20 protein-coding genes are annotated in these 16,350 nt (G+C 68.5%); 9 read left to right on the forward strand and 11 right to left on the reverse strand.

Going from position 1 to position 16,350, the window contains the following annotated elements; translation table 11 throughout:
* Positions 1-30: 30 nt before the first annotated feature.
* On the forward strand, positions 31-702 hold the full coding sequence (locus WA670_RS05280; RefSeq protein ID WP_238603599.1) for a hypothetical protein: 672 nt from the start codon (positions 31-33) through the stop codon (positions 700-702).
* A gap of 40 nt (positions 703-742) precedes the next feature.
* Here WA670_RS05280 and WA670_RS05285 read toward each other — a convergent pair whose 3' ends face one another.
* The gene (locus WA670_RS05285; RefSeq protein ID WP_336157025.1) at positions 743-1,435 is read right to left on the reverse strand and encodes an SDR family oxidoreductase; all 693 of its coding nucleotides are present in this window, start codon (positions 1,433-1,435) and stop codon (positions 743-745) included.
* A 104-nt stretch (positions 1,436-1,539) separates the two neighbouring features.
* Between WA670_RS05285 and WA670_RS05290 the strand changes: the two genes are divergently transcribed.
* A complete protein-coding gene (locus WA670_RS05290) occupies positions 1,540-1,908 on the forward strand; it encodes a MerR family transcriptional regulator (protein WP_336157026.1) in 369 nt (122 codons plus the stop codon).
* On the opposite strand, the gene WA670_RS05295 is transcribed toward WA670_RS05290, so the two are convergent.
* Genes WA670_RS05295 through WA670_RS05310 form a run of 4 tightly spaced genes read right to left on the reverse strand, consistent with a single transcriptional unit; the run spans position 1,905 to position 4,873 of the window.
* Positions 1,905-2,615, reverse strand: a complete 711-nt coding sequence (locus tag WA670_RS05295) for an ESX secretion-associated protein EspG (protein WP_336157027.1) — start codon at positions 2,613-2,615, stop codon at positions 1,905-1,907. The genes WA670_RS05290 and WA670_RS05295 overlap by 4 nt on opposite strands.
* Positions 2,612-3,862, reverse strand: coding sequence for a hypothetical protein (locus WA670_RS05300; RefSeq protein WP_336157028.1), 1,251 nt, complete (start codon positions 3,860-3,862; stop codon positions 2,612-2,614). The genes WA670_RS05295 and WA670_RS05300 overlap by 4 nt, the downstream gene beginning before the upstream one ends.
* Position 3,863: 1 nt before the next feature.
* Complete coding sequence (locus tag WA670_RS05305; protein ID WP_336157029.1) at positions 3,864-4,478, reverse strand: DUF3558 domain-containing protein; 615 nt, start codon at positions 4,476-4,478, stop codon at positions 3,864-3,866.
* Positions 4,475-4,873 carry a hypothetical protein gene (locus WA670_RS05310; protein ID WP_336157030.1) on the reverse strand — a complete coding sequence of 133 codons (399 nt, stop codon included), beginning with the start codon at positions 4,871-4,873 and terminating at the stop codon, positions 4,475-4,477. The genes WA670_RS05305 and WA670_RS05310 overlap by 4 nt, the downstream gene beginning before the upstream one ends.
* A gap of 182 nt (positions 4,874-5,055) precedes the next feature.
* Between WA670_RS05310 and WA670_RS05315 the strand changes: the two genes are divergently transcribed.
* Positions 5,056-5,304: a helix-turn-helix domain-containing protein gene (locus WA670_RS05315; protein WP_134727947.1), complete on the forward strand. Its 249-nt coding sequence runs from the start codon at positions 5,056-5,058 to the stop codon at positions 5,302-5,304.
* On the opposite strand, the gene WA670_RS05320 is transcribed toward WA670_RS05315, so the two are convergent.
* The 3 genes from WA670_RS05320 to WA670_RS05330 form a co-directional block, all read right to left on the reverse strand.
* On the reverse strand, positions 5,301-5,945 hold the full coding sequence (locus WA670_RS05320; protein ID WP_336157031.1) for a VC0807 family protein: 645 nt from the start codon (positions 5,943-5,945) through the stop codon (positions 5,301-5,303). The two genes, WA670_RS05315 and WA670_RS05320, sit on opposite strands and share 4 nt — an antisense overlap.
* 92 nt (positions 5,946-6,037) lie before the next feature.
* Positions 6,038-6,793 (reverse strand): decaprenylphospho-beta-D-erythro-pentofuranosid-2-ulose 2-reductase, encoded by a 756-nt coding sequence (locus WA670_RS05325; RefSeq protein WP_037807140.1) that lies wholly within the window; start codon positions 6,791-6,793, stop codon positions 6,038-6,040.
* Positions 6,790-8,163, reverse strand: a complete 1,374-nt coding sequence (locus WA670_RS05330) for an FAD-binding oxidoreductase (protein WP_336157032.1) — start codon at positions 8,161-8,163, stop codon at positions 6,790-6,792. Before WA670_RS05330 ends, WA670_RS05325 begins: the two co-directional genes overlap by 4 nt.
* Before the next feature lie 145 nt (positions 8,164-8,308).
* Here WA670_RS05330 and WA670_RS05335 point away from each other — a divergent pair, with 145 nt between their 5' ends.
* From WA670_RS05335 to WA670_RS05345, 3 genes are all read left to right on the forward strand, one after another.
* Positions 8,309-8,776 carry a GtrA family protein gene (locus WA670_RS05335; RefSeq protein WP_037807142.1) on the forward strand — a complete coding sequence of 156 codons (468 nt, stop codon included), beginning with the start codon at positions 8,309-8,311 and terminating at the stop codon, positions 8,774-8,776.
* A gap of 5 nt (positions 8,777-8,781) precedes the next feature.
* Entirely contained in the window at positions 8,782-10,692 is a 1,911-nt protein-coding gene (locus WA670_RS05340; RefSeq protein ID WP_336157034.1) for a glycosyltransferase, read from the forward strand.
* A gap of 76 nt (positions 10,693-10,768) precedes the next feature.
* Positions 10,769-11,767 (forward strand): acyl-CoA dehydrogenase family protein, encoded by a 999-nt coding sequence (locus WA670_RS05345; protein WP_336157035.1) that lies wholly within the window; start codon positions 10,769-10,771, stop codon positions 11,765-11,767.
* On the opposite strand, the gene WA670_RS05350 is transcribed toward WA670_RS05345, so the two are convergent.
* Positions 11,764-12,006, reverse strand: coding sequence for a hypothetical protein (locus WA670_RS05350; protein WP_037807649.1), 243 nt, complete (start codon positions 12,004-12,006; stop codon positions 11,764-11,766). The two genes, WA670_RS05345 and WA670_RS05350, sit on opposite strands and share 4 nt — an antisense overlap.
* Before the next feature lie 165 nt (positions 12,007-12,171).
* Between WA670_RS05350 and WA670_RS05355 the strand changes: the two genes are divergently transcribed.
* The 3 genes from WA670_RS05355 to WA670_RS05365 are packed head-to-tail and all read left to right on the forward strand — an operon-like array spanning position 12,172 to position 14,572.
* Positions 12,172-12,939 (forward strand): ESX secretion-associated protein EspG, encoded by a 768-nt coding sequence (locus tag WA670_RS05355; protein WP_336157036.1) that lies wholly within the window; start codon positions 12,172-12,174, stop codon positions 12,937-12,939.
* 32 nt (positions 12,940-12,971) lie between these two features.
* Entirely contained in the window at positions 12,972-13,391 is a 420-nt protein-coding gene (locus WA670_RS05360; protein WP_043837773.1) for a hypothetical protein, read from the forward strand.
* Entirely contained in the window at positions 13,388-14,572 is a 1,185-nt protein-coding gene (locus WA670_RS05365) for a hypothetical protein (protein WP_336157037.1), read from the forward strand. Before WA670_RS05360 ends, WA670_RS05365 begins: the two co-directional genes overlap by 4 nt.
* A gap of 54 nt (positions 14,573-14,626) precedes the next feature.
* On the opposite strand, the gene glfT1 is transcribed toward WA670_RS05365, so the two are convergent.
* Together glfT1 and wzt are read right to left on the reverse strand one after the other, a co-directional pair.
* The gene (glfT1, locus tag WA670_RS05370) at positions 14,627-15,535 is read right to left on the reverse strand and encodes a galactofuranosyltransferase GlfT1 (RefSeq protein ID WP_037807159.1); all 909 of its coding nucleotides are present in this window, start codon (positions 15,533-15,535) and stop codon (positions 14,627-14,629) included.
* The gene (wzt, locus tag WA670_RS05375) at positions 15,535-16,350 is read right to left on the reverse strand and encodes a galactan export ABC transporter ATP-binding subunit Wzt/RfbE (RefSeq protein ID WP_037369048.1); all 816 of its coding nucleotides are present in this window, start codon (positions 16,348-16,350) and stop codon (positions 15,535-15,537) included. The genes glfT1 and wzt overlap by 1 nt, the downstream gene beginning before the upstream one ends.

The raw sequence follows: 16,350 nt of genomic DNA on the forward strand, positions 1-16,350 counted from the left end.
CTCCCGCCCGCGCAGCCCGGAGGACCGACGATGAACGACGAAAAGAACCCCTCGCCTGGCGAGCCTGCCGGGCAGGAACCGACTGAGCAGTTCGGCCGGACCGGGGACCTGGGCGGGGCTGCGACCGATGCGGGCCCGGCTGCCGCGGGTGGCCAGGCGGGATCGTCGGGGGACGCTACTCAGCCGAGCCAGCCGGTGCCGTCTGCCGAGCAGACCAGCCAGCTGGGCCAGCCCGGATCGTCTGCCGAGCAGGCACGCCAAGGGGGTCAACCCGGGCCGTCTGCTGAGCAGGCGGGCCAAGGCGCGTCTTCCGCGGAAGCGGGCCAGCACGCCGGTCCGGCCGCTCAGCAGCTGAATCAGCCCGGTCAGTTCGCTCAACCCGGCCCGTGGGGTATGCCGCTGCCGCCGCCGAAGCAGAGCGGATTCCGCCGGTTTGTCGCCCACCGGGCCACGCAACTGGTCGCGGTGGGCGTGCTGGGACTGGTGGTCGGCGGCGGGATCGTCGGCGGCGTCATGGCCGCGACGCACCATCCCGGCCGGCCCGGCATGAGCCAGCACCAGGGCGGCCACCGCTTCAACGACGGCGGTCCCGGCCAGCGCCACCGCATCCCGGACGGCCAGAACGGCGGCAGCGGCAACAACGGCAACAACGGCCCCGGGTTCGGCAACGGCGGCGGCACCGGCTCCGGAACAGGCAACTGAGCGAACGGCGTATTCGCGCAGAATCCCTGCCCGCTTGACCTCAGTCGCCCAGCAGCGCCGGGTACAGCACCGTCGGATGCGCGGACAGCCCGGCTTTCGCCGTCGCGCTGTCCGCGTCCGCGATGATTTCGATTTCTCCCGCTTCCAACCCGTCCAACGCGGCGCGGACGACGTCGGCGGGGTCGTTTTTCGGGATGTCGAAGCTCGCCATCATGTCGGTGTCGGTACTGGCCATGACCAGGCCGCTCACCAGCGTGTGCTGCGCCAGCAGTTCCAGCCGCACCGAGTTGGTCATGCTCCACGCCGCCGATTTGGACGCGGCGTATCCCGCGGAGCCCGGATAGGTCGCCCAGGACAGGGCGGACAGAACATTCAGAATCGCGCCATTCTTCAACCCTGGCGCGAATGCCCGGATTACCCGCAGCGGGCCGAAGAAATTGGTCTCCATTTCCCGCCGGATCGAGTCCAGGTCGCCGGTCACCAGGTCGGTGAAGGAGGCGATTCCGGCGTTGTTGATCAGCAACGTGACGTCCGGGGCGGCGGCAGCGGCGGCCGCGATCGAATCGGGATCGGTGACGTCCAGCGGCAGCGACACGGCGCCGTCGAGGTCGACGGGACGGCGAGCGGTGGCGTAGACCTTGGCCGCGCCGCGGTCCAGCAGGGCGCGGACGAAGTGGGTGCCGAGTCCGCGTCCGGCACCGGTGACCAGCGCGGTCGAGCCTGCGATCTGCATGAGGTTCTCCTGGGGAAAAGCCGTTGGAAGGGGACAACGGCTATCCTGGATCCTGACGTCAATGTCAGGTTCTTGTGTTTGTGGTGCGGATCACGGAGGCTCGGATGCGGATCGGCGAGGTGGCGGAGCGCGCCGGGGTCAGCGTGCGTTCACTGCGCTACTACGAGCAGCAGGGGCTGATCGAGTCGATGCGCACCTCGGGCGGGCAGCGCCGCTACGGCGAGGACGCGGTGTCGTGGGTCGGGCTGATCCAGCAGCTCTACGCGGCGGGGCTGTCCAGCGCGACTATCCGCGAGCTGATGCCGTGCCTGCACGCGGGCGTCAGCACGCCGGAATCGCGCGTTCGGCTGCGCGAGGAAAAGGCCCGGCTCGACGAATACATCTCCGGTCTCGAACGCACTCGCGAGCGGCTGGAAAAGATGATCGCGTTGGCGGAGACGCCGAATCCGCATTGCCCGGTCGTGCTGGACTAAAGGGCGGCGGAGGTGTCGTTCAGGATCTTGACGATCGCACGCGGGTCGCCGGGGATCAGCTCGGTCCGGTCGTCGGTGGTCCGGTACGTCAGGACTCGGCCGGCTTCCAGGTCCAGGGCGAAAATCGGACCGCCGGTGAGGTGCCTGCCACCGGCCCGGCGGCCGACGTACAGCTGATGCACCGCTTGGCGGGGCTGGTCCAGGACTGAATTGAGGTACTCGGCGCTGGTGCTTTCGTCGAACGGGTCCGGCGCCTCGTCGGACGCGACCGACACCGAGCGCACCGGCGCGCCGGGGATCTGCGGAAGCGCGTCGAAAAGCGCGGTGGCCAGCCGGTTCGGGGCGATCTGCCGGATCTCGACCACGTCGTCCTGCACGGACACCCGTACCGCGTCCGCCCCGCGCTGGGCGACCAATGCGCTGCGATCGGTCCCGGTGCTGAATTGCGAGTGCGCGAAGTATTCGCCCTCGGCGTAGGCGATCACCTGCAAGGTCGCCCGCAGGTGCGGTGTCGGCGCCTCGTCGCGTGCGAGCCCGAGTTGCGTGAGGTACTCGATGGTCTCGGCGTGCAGCCGACGGTCCGCGCCGTCCTTCACCCAAAGCCGCTTGCCGCTGAGCAGCGGGTGCATTTCGCCGAGGTCGAGCATGTCCCACACCAGGGACAACACCGCGGTCGGCAGCCGCACCGTGGAATCCAGTCCGGTCATGCGCCGAGAGTGGGCGGCGTCGACCGGAGGCCGGTGACGGGATCGATGGTGGCTTCCTCGTCGGAGAAAATGTCGTCGGTGTCGAGGACGTACTTGCGGTTGTGCTCGGCGTCGTCTTCTTTCTTGCCGCCGCGGCCGCCACTCATCCCGGCCCCGGGCATACCGCGCTCGCCGGCCGCACCTCCGCGCAGCGCACCCGTACCCGCGCCGACACTGCCTCGCGGGCCGAACTCTCCGGCTCCGACCCGGGAACCGCCGCCCGGACCGCGGGGCGTGATCGCGGTGCCTCCGCTCTCTCCGCCGGTCGAGCCGAAGCCGATGCCCGGGGTATAGCCGAGACCAGACCCGCCGGAACTCGGGCCGGATCCGCCGGGCTGGTACCCGCCGATCCCCGGAGGGGTGAACCGGGACTGACCGGAACCGGTCGGCTCGACGTAGCCGGAGGTGCTGGTCGCGTCGGCCGGATTCGACGAATGCGGGTAGCTGCCCGGGCTGCCGCTGTACGGCCCGCTGTCGCGGTTGTAGCCTCCGCTGACGCCGGGGCCGACCTGGCTGCCCGCCCCGCTCGCTCCGGGAGGTTGGTCGCCTGGTCCAGTCTCACGTGGGTCGGGACCTCCCGGCCGCCAACCGCCGGGGCCTGGTGGGCCCGCTGGCGGATGGCCCGGGCCAGGGACGTTCGGCTGCTGGTCGACCGTGACGCCGCCGTCGTACGCGCCGAGCTTGCCGTAGTCGTACTTCAACTGCCCCGAATTGGACTGGGTCTGGTGGGTGAATTCCTGGTAGAGCTGGAGATTCTTGGCCGAAGCTTCGTTGTGGCTGCGCATCTCGGACAGCACGTCGGAGTCGAACAGGTTCTTCCCGCTCTTCAGCGCGTTCGTGAGCGGTTCCGCCGACATGGGAGCCATCTGGTTGCGCAGATTGTCGAGCATCGCCGCCGCGGAAGCGTGCGTGCCGCTGTTGTCGTGGAACGTTTGCTGCGCACCGGTCATCGAGGAACGCACCGTTCGCAGCCGCTGCGAAACCTTGTCCGCCGAAGCGCCGCTCCAGACGGATTCGAGACCGCCGAGAATCTCCGAGACGTCCTGGCTGACCGCTTCCTGATCCCGCGCGAGTCCCTTGGCGATGTCGCTTCCTTCATGCCACACCCCGGGCTGCGCCGCTTGGATCTGCGGGACGATCTCCTCGATCGGCACCGTCATTTCCTGGTATTTGTCGAGCAGCGCCTTGGTGGACTCCACCCAGCCCATGTCACCGCCCCGCTTTCTTCTTGAGCGTGGTCACCACGTCCCCGGTGACCTCGGCCGCGAGGCCGCAGGCGTCAGCTTTGCCGCTGTTGGAGTCGCCGAGGTCGAGTCCGACCTCGAATTCGAGAGTGTCGGAGAGCCCGACCGCTACTTGGCACCCATCTGTACGCGGGCCCGGCTTCGGGTCGTACGCGACGGCGGGGTAGCCCTGGATGGGCGGAAGCACCTCGAAACGCTTCATCTGCGGCTTGACCTGCTTGTAGATGATGCTCAAGCCTTCGCGTTGCTTGGTCGTGTAGAAGATCGTCAGCATTGAGCCGCCCTGGTGGTCAGACCAGGTGCATTTGGGGCCGAGCGGTCCGTCCTCGGGTTTGCCGACGAGGTCTGCGCCGAAGTTGACGCGGATCTGCTGCGCGTCGAGTGCATCGCACGCGCTTCCGGAGAGAACGGAGTCGGGAAGCGGGTTCTCGACCTTCGGAGCACCACCGTAGGGCGGTACCTCTCCGCCCGGCAGCGAGCTGCTGCTCGCCACCGGAGTCGGGTGCCCGCCGGTGGTGCCCGAACAAGCGGCGAGCAGGGCCGCCGAGCTGAGCAGGACGATCGGCATGCGGAATTTCATTCCGTAGTTCCCCGGTTGTTGAAACTGTTGAGTCGGCCAGCTTGCTGCTGATCGCTTGATTTTGTCATGCCGAGCGCTTCCGCGATGCGCTGGATGAATTCATCGACGTAGGCGATCTGAAGGTCGATGTGGCCCCCGCCGTAAGAGTAGGCCCCCATTTTTGCGGCGCCGTCGCCAACCATTGCCACATGCGCGGCGAGCGTCGACGGATCCTGCGACGGAGTCTTCATCCCGCACAGGTTGACCGCCTTCCGGTGCATCTCCGTCAGCGTCTCTTTGATGCCCTTCAGCTTGCTGAGCAGCTGTTTCGCCTCATCGGGTTCCAGGACGAAGCCGTCCGGCGCGGTCGTCTTGGCCTGCTCGCTCGCGACGATGAACGCCGTGTCCTCCCACACCTGTGCCCCCTCGACGCTGGTGTCGGCAATTGGTTACAGGTAGCACGGTAGCCGATCAATCACCCGCGGTGGACTCGATTCTGAAAGGTGCTCGACGACTAGACATAAACGCTATAGACATAACTGCTCTAGTCATTTGTGCTCTGGTTTTGCTGGCGCTAGACGTGTGTGATTAGTCGACCATGGCCAAGCCTCCGATCTCCGCTGCCGCGCGCATTATCGGCGAGCGCGTGCGCGAGTTCCGGCACAAGGCTGGCCTCAATCAGGAGCAGCTGGCCGAGGCGGCTGGGGTGCACTGGACGTTCGTCAGCCAGGTCGAGCGCGGCTTGCGCAACATCAACCTGCACAACCTGCTCAAGTTCGCCGACGGGCTCGGGGTGAACCCGGCGAAGCTCGTCGACGGGTTGCGTCCGCCGCCAGACCCGGATTAGCCCTGGGCAGAGTCCACTGTGGATGGACGCATCACCTGGCGAAATGTGCCTTCCCGGAGCAGCAGAATCTGCGTGATCACCTGCAGTCCAACGAAAAACGCGACTGACAGCCCGGCGTCGAGTGCGGGGACGTCGTCGACCGGCAGGGTGTACGCCATCCCGATGCTCAGTCCACTGTGGACCAGACTGCCGACGCCCCACACCACGGTCAGCGTCCGCCACACCCGGCGGAACGACGGGCGGGCCTCCCACGCCGCGTCCAGCCGGGAGCCTCGGCCGGGCAGCAGTGCGCGGGCCGCCTGGTAGGTCGTCGGGTACTGGCCGACGACCAGGCTCGCGAGCAGCCAGACGCCCGCCAGCGTGCTGAACCAGGCTCCGCGCACCAGCATCAGCCGGGCGTCGCCGGTCATCAGGGTGGTGGCCAGGCCGACGGCCAGGAACATCAGGACGAGCAGGCCGATCCCGTCCACGCGACGCCGGGTGACCAGCGTGTACAGCACGCGCAGCGCGGGCGGCAGACCGCTCAGCAGCAGCGCCCACACGGGCGGGACGGCGAAGGCCCGGAGCAGGTAGTAGCCGCCGACTGGCGCGCCGAGGTCGATCAGCAGCGCGGCTAGCGACGAGCGGAATTCGTTCCCCATGTCCCGAGTTTCGGCGCGGCGGGCGCCTCAGGACATCGTCGAGCCGGTCAGCCCGGCATCCACCGTTCGGTGGAGGCCGGGCCGGGAGAACGTCAGACCGGAAGCTTGCGGAAGATCGGCCGCGGCACGTGCCGCAGGATCGACATCACCAGCCGGAACTCCGACGGCGACCACACGAGGTCCTTGCCCTTGCGCGCGGCCTCGACCGCGACGTCGGCGACCTGCTCGGCGGTCCGGGTCAGCGGAGCGTCCTTCATCCCGGCGGTCATCTTGGTCTTGACCTGGCCCGACCGGACGACGGTCACCTGCACGCCGTGCGGCGCGAGCGCCTCGCCGAGACCGAGGTAGAAGCCGTCGAAACCGGCCTTGCTCGAGCCGTACACGAAGTTCGACCGGCGGACCCGCTCGCCCGCCACCGACGACAGCGCGATGACCTTGCCGTGGCCCTGCGTCTTGAGCTTCTCCGACAGCGCCACGCCGACCGACACCGCGGCGGTGTAGTTGACCGTCGCCAGCTCGACCGCCTTGCCGTGGTCCTGCCACAGCTCCTCGGCCTCGCCGAGCAGGCCGAACGCGACCACCGTGACGTCGATGTCGCCGCCAGCGAACGCCTCGTCCAGCACCTTCGGGTGGGACGCGAGGTCCTTGGCGTCAAAGGCCACAGTGGACACCTCGGCGCCGCGATCCTTCAGACGCTGCGCGGCTTCCTCCAGCCGCGGCGAAGGACGGCCGGCCAGCACGACCCGCAGCGGCTTCTCCGCGAGGTACTTCTCCGCGATCGCCAGCGCGATGTCGGACGTGCCGCCGAGCAGCAGCAGGGACTGGGGGTTACCGACCGCGTCGATCACAGTGCGAGCCTCCGGCTCATGTCAGAGGCGAAAACGCCTTCGGGGTCAACGGAAGCGCGCACCTTGCGCCACTCCTCCAGCCGCGGGTACATCTTCGCGAACGTCTCGGGCGAGGTGCGCGAGTCCTTCGCGGTGTACAGGCGGCCGTTCGCGTCCAGGACCATCTCGTCCATTTCCTCGCAGAACCGGCTGAGCCCGTTCTTGATCGGGAAGTCGACGCTCAGCATCCAGCCCGGCGCGGGCCAGGACATCGGAGCCGGGTTCGAGTCGCCCATGCGCTTGAACACGTTCAGGAACGAGTAGTGCCCGGACCGCGAGATGGCCCGGCAGATGCCCTTGAGCTGGTCTTCCGCGCCGAACGGCACGGAGAACTGGTACTGCAGGAAACCCTTGCTGCCGTAGCCGCGGTTCCACTCGCTCAGCATGTCGAGGGGGTGATAGAACTGCGTGAGGTTCTGGATCTTGCCGCGGGCGCCCTTCTTGGGCACGGTCTGCTGCCACAGGTTGCCCATCATGGTCGAGGTCAGCTTGTTGACCAGACCGCTGGGGAACACGTCGGGCAGCGTCAGCAGCTGCGGCGCGTCGAAGCGCAGCGGGTCGTTGCGCAGCTTCGGCGGCAGCTGGTCGAGCTTCGCGAGCGAACCGCGCGAGAACGTGGCGCGGCCGAGGCGGCTGTCGGACGAGATCAAGTCCGGCACCGACATCGAGTAGTCGTAATTGAGGTCTGAACCATCGGTGAAGAGCCCGAGGGTCTCGTCGAGGTTCGAGGTGCGGTCGGCGTCCACGTAGAAGTACGCCGTTTCCGTCTTCTTCATCCGCACCGTGGCGCGGACGATGATCCCGGTGAGCCCGATTCCCGCCACGGTCGCCCAGAACAGCTCCGAATCCGGGCCTTCCGGGGTGAGGGTGCGCACAGATCCGTCGGCGGTGAGCAGGTCCATCGACACGACGTGGTTGCCGAAGCTGCCCGCCGAGTGGTGGTTCTTGCCGTGGATGTCGTTGGCGATCGCGCCGCCGATGGTCACCTGGCGGGTGCCCGGCAGGACCGGGACCCACAGGCCGTACGGCAGGGCCTCGCGCATCAGTTTGTCGAGGCTGACGCCCGCGTCGAGGTCGACGAGGCCGGAGTCCGGGTCGATCGAGTGGATGCGGTCGAGCACGGTCATGTCGACGACCAGGCCGCCCGCGTTCTGCGCCGGGTCGCCGTAGGAGCGGCCGAGCCCGCGAGCGATGACCCCGCGCGGGCCTGCGGAGGCGACGGCGCGGGCGATCGCGTCGACGTCGCGGGTGCTCAGCACGTCGGCGACGGTGCCAGCGGTGCGGCCCCAGCCGGTGAGCGTGCGGCGCTGTGTCTCGGGTGCTTGGGTCACGCGGACCAGGGTAGCCACGCCGAACACCGCCCGGAACGTGACCCTGAAGTGCTCGCTTCTACACTTTGCGCATCAAGGCACAAGCGTCCGAGCGTCGAAGTGGGTAATACGGACACTGACGCAATAGGCCGAGAAGGTATTCCAAGTGGTGGCTACAGAACCGCAGAGTGACCAAGCGCAGCCGGTGCCCGCGGGCCCCGGTCTGCTGGGCCAGCTGATCCGGTTCGGCGTGATCGGCGGCTTCTGCGCCCTGCTCGACCTGGGCACGTACTCGCTGCTGCGAGCGGTCGGCATGGACGGGGCCCCGTGGGCGGACGTCGCTCGCGCGATCAGCTTCGTCGTGGGCACGACGACCGCGTTCTTCCTGAACCGGCGGTTCACCTTCGCCGAGGGCAAGCGCGACGGGAACGCCCAGATCGGCGGGTTCGTTCTGCTGTACGCGGTGACCTTCTTCGTGACGATCGGCGTGAATCGGCTCATGCTGAACGTCCTGCCGGAGATGGCGTGGAAGGCCACCCTCGCCTGGGTCGTGTCCCAGGGGACGGCCACCGTGATCAATTTCGTGATGCTCAAGTGGGTCGTGTTCCGTGTACGGCCGGTAAAGGAGAACTGAGTTCGATGCCCGGTAAAGCAGCCCCGGTCGCGGAGGCGGCCCCCGCAGGCCAGACGCGGTTCGCCGAACACGCCCCCGAAGGCAGGCTCACGGCCCAGCGCGGGCTGTACGCCGGGCCGGCTCCGATCGTCAGCAAGGACATGTACGCCGAGGTCGTGCAGGGCAACGCCCAGCGCGAGCGCGGCAGCGTGACGCTCGAGCCGTCCGCGAAGGTCACCGGAAACACCTACTTCGGCCGCTTCCCGGCCAGCTACTGGCAGCGCTGGACCACCGCGACCGAGGTCAAGCTGGAAGCCGTCGTGACCGGCGACGGGCTGCTGTCGCTCGGCGCGTCCGACATGCTCGGCGACCCGCGCGTGGTCGACGCCAAGCAGGTGGCCGGCGTGAAGGGCGCCAAGGTCGAGCTCACCGGCAAGCTGGACAAGTTCTACGACGGCGGCGCGCTGTGGCTCGACCTCGAGACCGAGGGCGGCCAGACGCTGCGGGTCGAGCAGGTCCGCTGGACCGTCGACGCGCCGGAGTCGATCCGCCCCACCGCGGTCACCATCTGCACCATGAACCGTGCCGACGACTGCCTGAAGAACCTCCAGGCGCTCGCCGCGGACGTGTCCTCGCTCGACACCCTCGACGCCATCTACGTCGCCGACCAGGGCACCGACCTGGTCGAATCGCGCGAAGGCTTCGAGCAGGTCGCGAAGGACCTCGGCGAGAAGCTGCACTACATCAAGCAGCCGAACCTCGGCGGTGCCGGCGGCTTCACCCGCGGCCTGTACGAGGTCGCCGGGCACACCGCGACCGAGCACGCGAACGTGCTGTTCATGGACGACGACGTGCTGCTCGAGCCGGACCTCGTCGTGCGCGTCACGGCCTTCTCCAACCGCTCGGCCAACCCGATCATCGTCGGCGGCCAGATGCTCAACCTGCTGCACCCGAACCAGCTGCACGTCGGAGCCGAGTACGCCCGGCTGAACACGCTGGAGCCGGGGCAGCCGGTGCAGCACTCGCTGTCCACCGCCGACCTGCTCGGCGTCGACGAGGAGACCGGGGCCCCGAACCGCCAGGAACGCCGCCTCGACGCCGGGTACAACGGCTGGTGGTCGTGCCTGATCCCGTACGAGGTCGTCAAGGCCATCGGCTACCCGCTGCCGTTCTTCTTCCAGTGGGACGACGCGGAGTACTCCTACCGGGCCCGCGAATACGGCTTCCCCACGGTGACCCTGCCGGGCGCCGGCGTGTGGCACGCGGACTTCCACTGGAAGGACTGGGACGAGTGGCACCGGTACTTCAACCTGCGCAACTCGATCATCACCGCCGCGCTGCACTCGCCGTTCAACCTGAACCTGCTCTCCCGCGTGCTGATGGCGCAGCTGGTGCGCTACCTGCTCGGCATGCAGTACGGCCTGTCCGCGACGCTGATCAAGGCGGTCGAGGACTTCCTGGAGGGCCCGGAAATCCTGCGCGACGGCGGCGTCGAGGCGATGAAGGAGATCCGCCGGATCCGCGACGCGTACCCGGAGACCAAGCGGCACAAGGCCACTGACGTGCCGGGCATCGCGTCCAACGACATCGGCATCATCAACAGCGCGCCGCGGCCGAGCATGCAGCGGCTCGTGCTGATCAAGCGCATCCTCGACAAGGTGCTCGGCCGCAGCCGCTTCGGGCTCGGCGCGGTGCCGATCGACGAGGCGCACTGGTGGCACATCGCGCTGTTCGACACCGCCGTGGTCACCGACGCGTCGCAGGAAGGCGTGCGCGTGCGCAGCTACGACAAGGTCAAGATGTTCGACCTCGCCAAGCGCGGCGCGAAGGTGATCAACCGGCTGCGCAAGGAAGGCGCCGGCGTGCAGGAGCAGTACAAGCGCGCGATGCCGGAACTCACCTCGCGGGAGAACTGGAAGCGGCTGTACGAGCTGTGATTGCCTGAGCTGGTCCGAAAAGGGCGTCTCGCGTTCGGCGGGACGCCCTTTTTGTCTTTTTGGGTAGCTTGGTTTCATGGCCGACCTGGTTTCCCGCGCGCGGGCTCTTGCCGACGATCTGTTGTTTCCGGCGGCAGCTGAGGTGGACCGGCTAGGCGTGGTGCCGCGGTCGCATTTCGACGCGCTCGCCGAGGAGGGGTTCTACGGTCTCGCCGCGCCGGATTCCGGGGTCGACCTCGAGCAGCTGGTCGGGGTGCTCGAAGCGCTGGCCGGCGGCTGCCTGAGCACCGCGTTCACCTGGCTGCAGCACCACGGCCTCGTCGCCGGGCTGGCCGCGACGGACCGGGCGGACCTGCGCGAACGCTATCTGCCGAACCTGATCAGCGGACGGCTGCGCGCGGGCGTCGCGTACGCGGGCGTGATTCCGACGCCGCCGAAAGTGCGGGTCCAGCGCGTCGACGGCGGCTACCGGTTCGACGGCGAAGCGCCCTTCGTGAGCGGCTGGGACGCGATCGACCTGCTGCAGTTGTCGGGGCGCGACGGCGACACGGTGGTCAACGCGCTGGTGTCGCCGATAGTCGGGCACAGCCTGGTCGCCGAGCCGTTGACGCTCATGGCCGCGCAGGGAACCGCGACCGTGCGGCTGAAACTCGACAACCACTTCATTCCCGACGAATCGGTTTTCGCCCAGGTCAGCTACGACAAATTCGTGGCTGGCAATACGTTTGCCGCGCGGCTCAACGGATGTGCGCCGCTTGGTCTCGCCGAACGCTGCGCCTGCTTGATCGAGGCGGCGGGCGAGGAGGCAACGGCGACGGCACTGCGGTCCGAACAGGACGAAATCCGCCGTCGGCTCAACGCTGGTCTCGCCGATCCGGCCACGCTCCCGGAAGCCCGCGCGGCCGGTGCCGAACTGGCGTACCGGTCGGCAGGCGCGCTCGCCGCGGCGACGGGCAGCCGCGCGGTGCTGGCCGGAGCGCACGCCGGCCGGTTGGTGCGCGAGGCGACGTTCCTGCTCGTGGCCGCGAGCAGACCGGAGATCCGCGCCGGACTGCTCGCCCTCGCCCGTCGCTAAACGGACAGGCCGAATTTGCCCTTTCGGCTCAGATCGTCCACATATGCGGCGGCCACGTGGACGAAATTTACCGAAACAGTGTTGCCGTCCCGGGTTTCCACTGAGTGGACGCCGCCGTGTTTCAGGAGGTCCGGGAGCTTTTCCTGAACGGTCGAGGAACTGTCGGCGGTGAGCGGGAAGATCAACGGTTCTCCGCCGGCGGAGAGGTGCAGGACGAGTGCTGGTTTGGGATCTGCCATGAATCCATGGCAGCAGCGGGTGATCATCGGCGGCAAGAGCGGTTCGCCGACAGCGGATCCGCTCACAGCGGAAGCGGATCTCGCCCCGGCTGCGGAGCCGATGGCCGCGACGGTGCGGAGTGGACTACGGTTTCGCCGGGGAGAGACCGGATTTAGGGGTGGGTCGTGCCGTACACGTTGACGCTGTCACCGGCAGCGGTGGATCTCCTGCTGGCCGAACTCGGGCTCGGCCGCGCGCCGCTGCCGTTCGAGGTGCCGCACATCGGCATCACCGGCGAGGAACGCGCCGCGGTGCGCGACGCCGTCTTCCGCGACCTCGACGGCCGCGGCCTGCTGCGGCGCGGGACCGTCGACGACGACGTCCAGATCGCGCTCGCCACGTTCGCCCGGCCCGGCCTCGCGGTGTCCGCGGCGGCCAAGCTCGGCGACGATCAGCTGTTCGCGCGCGTGGCGTCGAACGGCACGTTCGCGGTGCTGGTCTGCCAGCGGGACGGGATGTTCACCTTCGAGGAGGTCCGCCCGACCGGCATCGTCCCGGCGATCGTCGACCTGCTGCCGCTCACGCCCGCCGCGCCGGGGCAGTCGGTGACCGTCGCGCGGCCGGCGAAGCAGCCGGTCCGGGGAGACGCGTACGACCCGTTCGCCGGGGTCAGCGGACCGCGCACGCACAATCCGCAACTGCGGTCCGTCCAGCGGATCTTCGAGAAGCCGCGGCTGGCGGTCGGCGAGTTCACGCCGTACGTGGGCGACGGCAACGGCCACGAAAAGGCGCTGCCGTCGCTCGTGTGGTTCGACACCGAACTCGGCCGCTACCTGCTCAGCACGCGCGATTCCAGCGACGGCAACCGCTGGCTCACCTACGCGCCCGCCGACAATGCCCGTCTGGCCCAACAACTGTTCACCCAGCTTGAAGGCTATTCGGCAAACGCCTGACCGGAGCGGCTCGCGTCGGTAAACTCCGGCGCATGAGCACTGATCCGCTGGCGGCAGGCGGGCTGAACGCCAAGGGCATCGCCGAAGCCGCGGCCGAAACGCACAAGCTGGCCGGCACCGCGAAAGCCGGCGGGTTCAGCATCGACGGCGACGCACTCGGTGACCTGCGCAAAGCGCTCACCGACATGGTCACGCGCCTGGAACGGCTCAAGCCGCAGACCCAGGCGCTGACGACCGCGCCGAAGCTCGGCAGCCACCCGTACGGGCACACCGTGGCCGAACACGACCGCAAGAGCGGAGCCGACGCGCCCGGGTCGGCGCTGGACGTCCTGGACCAGTTCGGCCGGATCCTGAAGGAAGCCGACGAGGCGCTCGCGCGCGCCGGCGGGGTCTACACCGAGAACGAGAACCAGGCCATCGACTCCCACCGCACCGTGAAGGGCACCGAATGAGCACGCCGCAGCCGGGGCTCGCGCCGTCGGACGCCGACTACCTCGGGCACCCGCACCAGCAGCTGAAGTCGTACGTCGAGTCGAATCTCGACGTGGAGCAGGTTTCCTCGGTGTCGCACGCGTACACCGAGGTGCAGAAGGCGTTCGAGGAGTTCGCGACGCAGCTGGGCGAGGCCGTGAAGAAGGCCGCGCACGCGTGGAGCGGCGAGGCGGCGGCCGGTGCGCAGGCGTATTTCGTGAGCCTTGCGGAATGGGCCGAGGCGAATGGCCAGAACGCGAAGCTGGCCGCGCAGATCGTGGAGGAACAGGCGTCCGCCGCGCAGGCGGCGAAGCACTCGATGCCGGACGCGGTCCCGTTCGACTGGTCCGAGGAATTCGACAAATGGTCGCACGCGAGCCCGCTCGAAATGAGCAATGAGATCGACGCGACGCTGAAGAAGCAGCAGGACAGCCGTTCCGCGCACGAGCAGGCCGCGGAGACGATGTCGAAGTACGACTCGTCGCTGTACTCGTCGGGTTCGAAGCAGCCGACTTTCGCGCATCCGCCGAAGTTCGGGGTCGCCGCTGGTGGCGGTGCCGCGGTGGTGATGCCGACTGGTCCGGAGCACCACGACGCCGCTCCCGCTCCCGCTCCTGCCCCTGCGCCCGCTCCGGCTCCGGCTCCGGCTGGCTCGGCCTCCTCGGGTGCCGCTGCCGCTGCCGGCGGCGGTGCCGCAGTGGCTGGGCACACGAGCGCACCGACCGTGAGCGGCCCGAGCCAGTTCACCGGCGCGGTCCACCAGCCGATGCCGGACAGCGCGACCACCGCGGCCGGTTACGCACCGCCCGCGGCCCAGGCGTCCCCCGGCGGCGGCAACGCCGGAGCGGCCGGAATGGGCATGGGCGCGATGCCGATGGGCGGCATGATGGGCGGTGGCGGCGGAGGTTTCGGCGCCGACGAAGAACACGAAACCAAGGTCGGCCGCGGCGGCGGCGCCGGCTCGTTCGGCCCCGGCGACGGAGCGGGCGCAGCGGACGTAGCCGCCGGAGGAATGGGCGGCGCCCCAGCCCGCCCGGGCATGGGCTTCGGAGCCCGCCCGTACGACGACGGAAACGACCAGCCCGCGTTCGTCATGGAAATCGAGGACGACGAGGTATTCGGCAGCGGACATCGGTCCGCGCCGCCGGTGATCGGGGAATAGCCTGAGAGTCCGTTGTGGACGGTGGAGTCATCGTCCACAACGGACTGACCGGGGTCAGTACCGGTAAAACTTCTCCGCGCGTCCCTGCCGCACCAGCTTCAGCCACTGCACGAACGCCTTCGGGTCCCGCTTCACGCCCACGAAGTACAACCCGAAGCGCAGCACTTCCAGCGCCCCGATTTTCCGCATTCCCGGCTGCGACAGCAAATACCCGCGGTTGCGGTAGGTGTAATACCGCTTGACCTCGTTCTCCGGGTCCTGTGCGTGGAATTTCCCGCCCAGCATCGGCTTGAATTCGTCCGAGCCGTCGGGGTGCAGGTAGGTCGTGCGCAGCGACGTGCCGAACGGCAGGCCGGACCGCACCAGGCGGCGGTGCAGTTCCACCTCGTCGCCGCGGAAGAACAGGCGCAGGTCGGGTACCCCGGTGACGTCCAAAGTGGACGCGCGGAACAACGCGCCATTCATCAACGACGCGATGCCCGGCAGGAAATCGGTGCCCAGTTCGGCCGACGAGCGCTTCCAGGTGAGGCCGCGGCGCAGCGGGAACGCGAGTTTCGCCGGGGCGTCGATGTTGGCCACCACCGGGGAAATCTCGGCGAGACCGCGCTTTTCAGCTTCCTCCAGCAGGATTTCGAGCACGTGCTCGTCCGCCGGGCGGCCGTCGTCGTCGGCGAGCCATACCCAGTCCGCGCCGAGCGACAGTGCGTGCAGCATGCCGAGCGCGAAACCGCCCGCACCGCCGAGGTTCCGGTGCGACGGGAGGTACGTGTACGGCAGCGGGAAGGCCTCCACGACGTCCCGCGCGGACTTGTCCGGGCCGTTGTCGACCACCACGAGGTGATCGACCGGCCGGGTCTGGGCGGCGATGATCTTCAGCGAGTCCGCGAGCAGCTCGCGCCGGTGCCGCGTGACCACCACGCCGACGACGGCGCCCTCGGGCAGCTCTCGCGTCTCGCCGGCCATCATTCCCCGCCGTTCGTCGTGGTCGCGGGCTCGATGCCGAGGCGCTCGAGACCTTCCTGGCTCATGTTCTCGAACGGGTCGCGGCCCTTGTACTCGGTGAGCACCTCGCGCAGCGAACCCTGCTTCTTCAGATGTCCCTCGTCCATCCAGATCGCCGAATCGCACAGCTCGAAGAGGAACTCGTCGGAGTGGCTCGCGAACACCAGGATGCCGGACCGCTTGACCAGGTCCTTGAGCCGGTCGCGGGCCTTGTTGAGGAACGCCGCGTCGACCGCGCCGATGCCCTCGTCCAGGATCAGGATCTCCGGGTCGATCGAGGTCACCACGCCGAGCGCGAGCCGCACCCGCATGCCGGTGGAGTACGTCCGCAGCGGCATCTGCAGGTAATCGCCGAGTTCGGTGAACTCCGCGATGTCGTCGACCCGCTTCTCCATTTCCTTGGCGCTCATGCCGAGGAACAGGCCGCGGATGATGATGTTCTCCTCGCCGGAGATCTCCGGGTCCATGCCGATGCCGAGGTCGAACACCGGCGCGATCTTGCCGACGATCCGCGAGGAACCGCGGGTCGGCTCGTAGATCCCGGCGAGCAGCCGCAGCAGCGTGGACTTGCCCGCGCCGTTGTGCCCGACGAGACCGACCCGGTCGCCCTCGCGGAGGCTGACCGACACGTCGTGCAGCGCCTCGATGATCGGCACCTTCTGCTCGGTGCCGATCTTGCCCCCGACCTTGCCGAGCACGCGCTTTTTCATCGAACGCGTCTTCGCGTCGAAAATCGGGAAGTCCACGTACGCGTTGTGGACGTCAATGCTGACCAT

This window comes from Amycolatopsis sp. VC5-11 (assembly GCF_037034185.1).
Taxonomy (GTDB): Bacteria; Actinomycetota; Actinomycetes; order Mycobacteriales; family Pseudonocardiaceae; genus Amycolatopsis; species Amycolatopsis nivea.

What these genes read in the sequence shown, in the direction of transcription:
- WA670_RS05285 (WP_336157025.1), bottom strand. Translation starts at nt 1,435, where the DNA reads ATGCAGATCGCAGGCTCGACCGCGCTGGTCACCGGTGCCGGACGCGGA.
- WA670_RS05290 (WP_336157026.1), top strand. Translation starts at nt 1,540, where the DNA reads ATGCGGATCGGCGAGGTGGCGGAGCGCGCCGGGGTCAGCGTGCGTTCA.
- WA670_RS05305 (WP_336157029.1), bottom strand. Translation starts at nt 4,478, where the DNA reads ATGAAATTCCGCATGCCGATCGTCCTGCTCAGCTCGGCGGCCCTGCTC.
- WA670_RS05360 (WP_043837773.1), top strand. Translation starts at nt 12,972, where the DNA reads ATGAGCACTGATCCGCTGGCGGCAGGCGGGCTGAACGCCAAGGGCATC.
- WA670_RS05280 (WP_238603599.1), top strand. Translation starts at nt 31, where the DNA reads ATGAACGACGAAAAGAACCCCTCGCCTGGCGAGCCTGCCGGGCAGGAA.
- WA670_RS05320 (WP_336157031.1), bottom strand. Translation starts at nt 5,945, where the DNA reads ATGGGGAACGAATTCCGCTCGTCGCTAGCCGCGCTGCTGATCGACCTC.
- WA670_RS05295 (WP_336157027.1), bottom strand. Translation starts at nt 2,615, where the DNA reads ATGACCGGACTGGATTCCACGGTGCGGCTGCCGACCGCGGTGTTGTCC.
- WA670_RS05365 (WP_336157037.1), top strand. Translation starts at nt 13,388, where the DNA reads ATGAGCACGCCGCAGCCGGGGCTCGCGCCGTCGGACGCCGACTACCTC.
- WA670_RS05300 (WP_336157028.1), bottom strand. Translation starts at nt 3,862, where the DNA reads ATGGGCTGGGTGGAGTCCACCAAGGCGCTGCTCGACAAATACCAGGAA.
- WA670_RS05345 (WP_336157035.1), top strand. Translation starts at nt 10,769, where the DNA reads ATGGCCGACCTGGTTTCCCGCGCGCGGGCTCTTGCCGACGATCTGTTG.
- WA670_RS05315 (WP_134727947.1), top strand. Translation starts at nt 5,056, where the DNA reads ATGGCCAAGCCTCCGATCTCCGCTGCCGCGCGCATTATCGGCGAGCGC.
- wzt (WP_037369048.1), bottom strand. Translation starts at nt 16,350, where the DNA reads ATGGTCAGCATTGACGTCCACAACGCGTACGTGGACTTCCCGATTTTC.
- glfT1 (WP_037807159.1), bottom strand. Translation starts at nt 15,535, where the DNA reads ATGGCCGGCGAGACGCGAGAGCTGCCCGAGGGCGCCGTCGTCGGCGTG.
- WA670_RS05350 (WP_037807649.1), bottom strand. Translation starts at nt 12,006, where the DNA reads ATGGCAGATCCCAAACCAGCACTCGTCCTGCACCTCTCCGCCGGCGGA.
- WA670_RS05340 (WP_336157034.1), top strand. Translation starts at nt 8,782, where the DNA reads ATGCCCGGTAAAGCAGCCCCGGTCGCGGAGGCGGCCCCCGCAGGCCAG.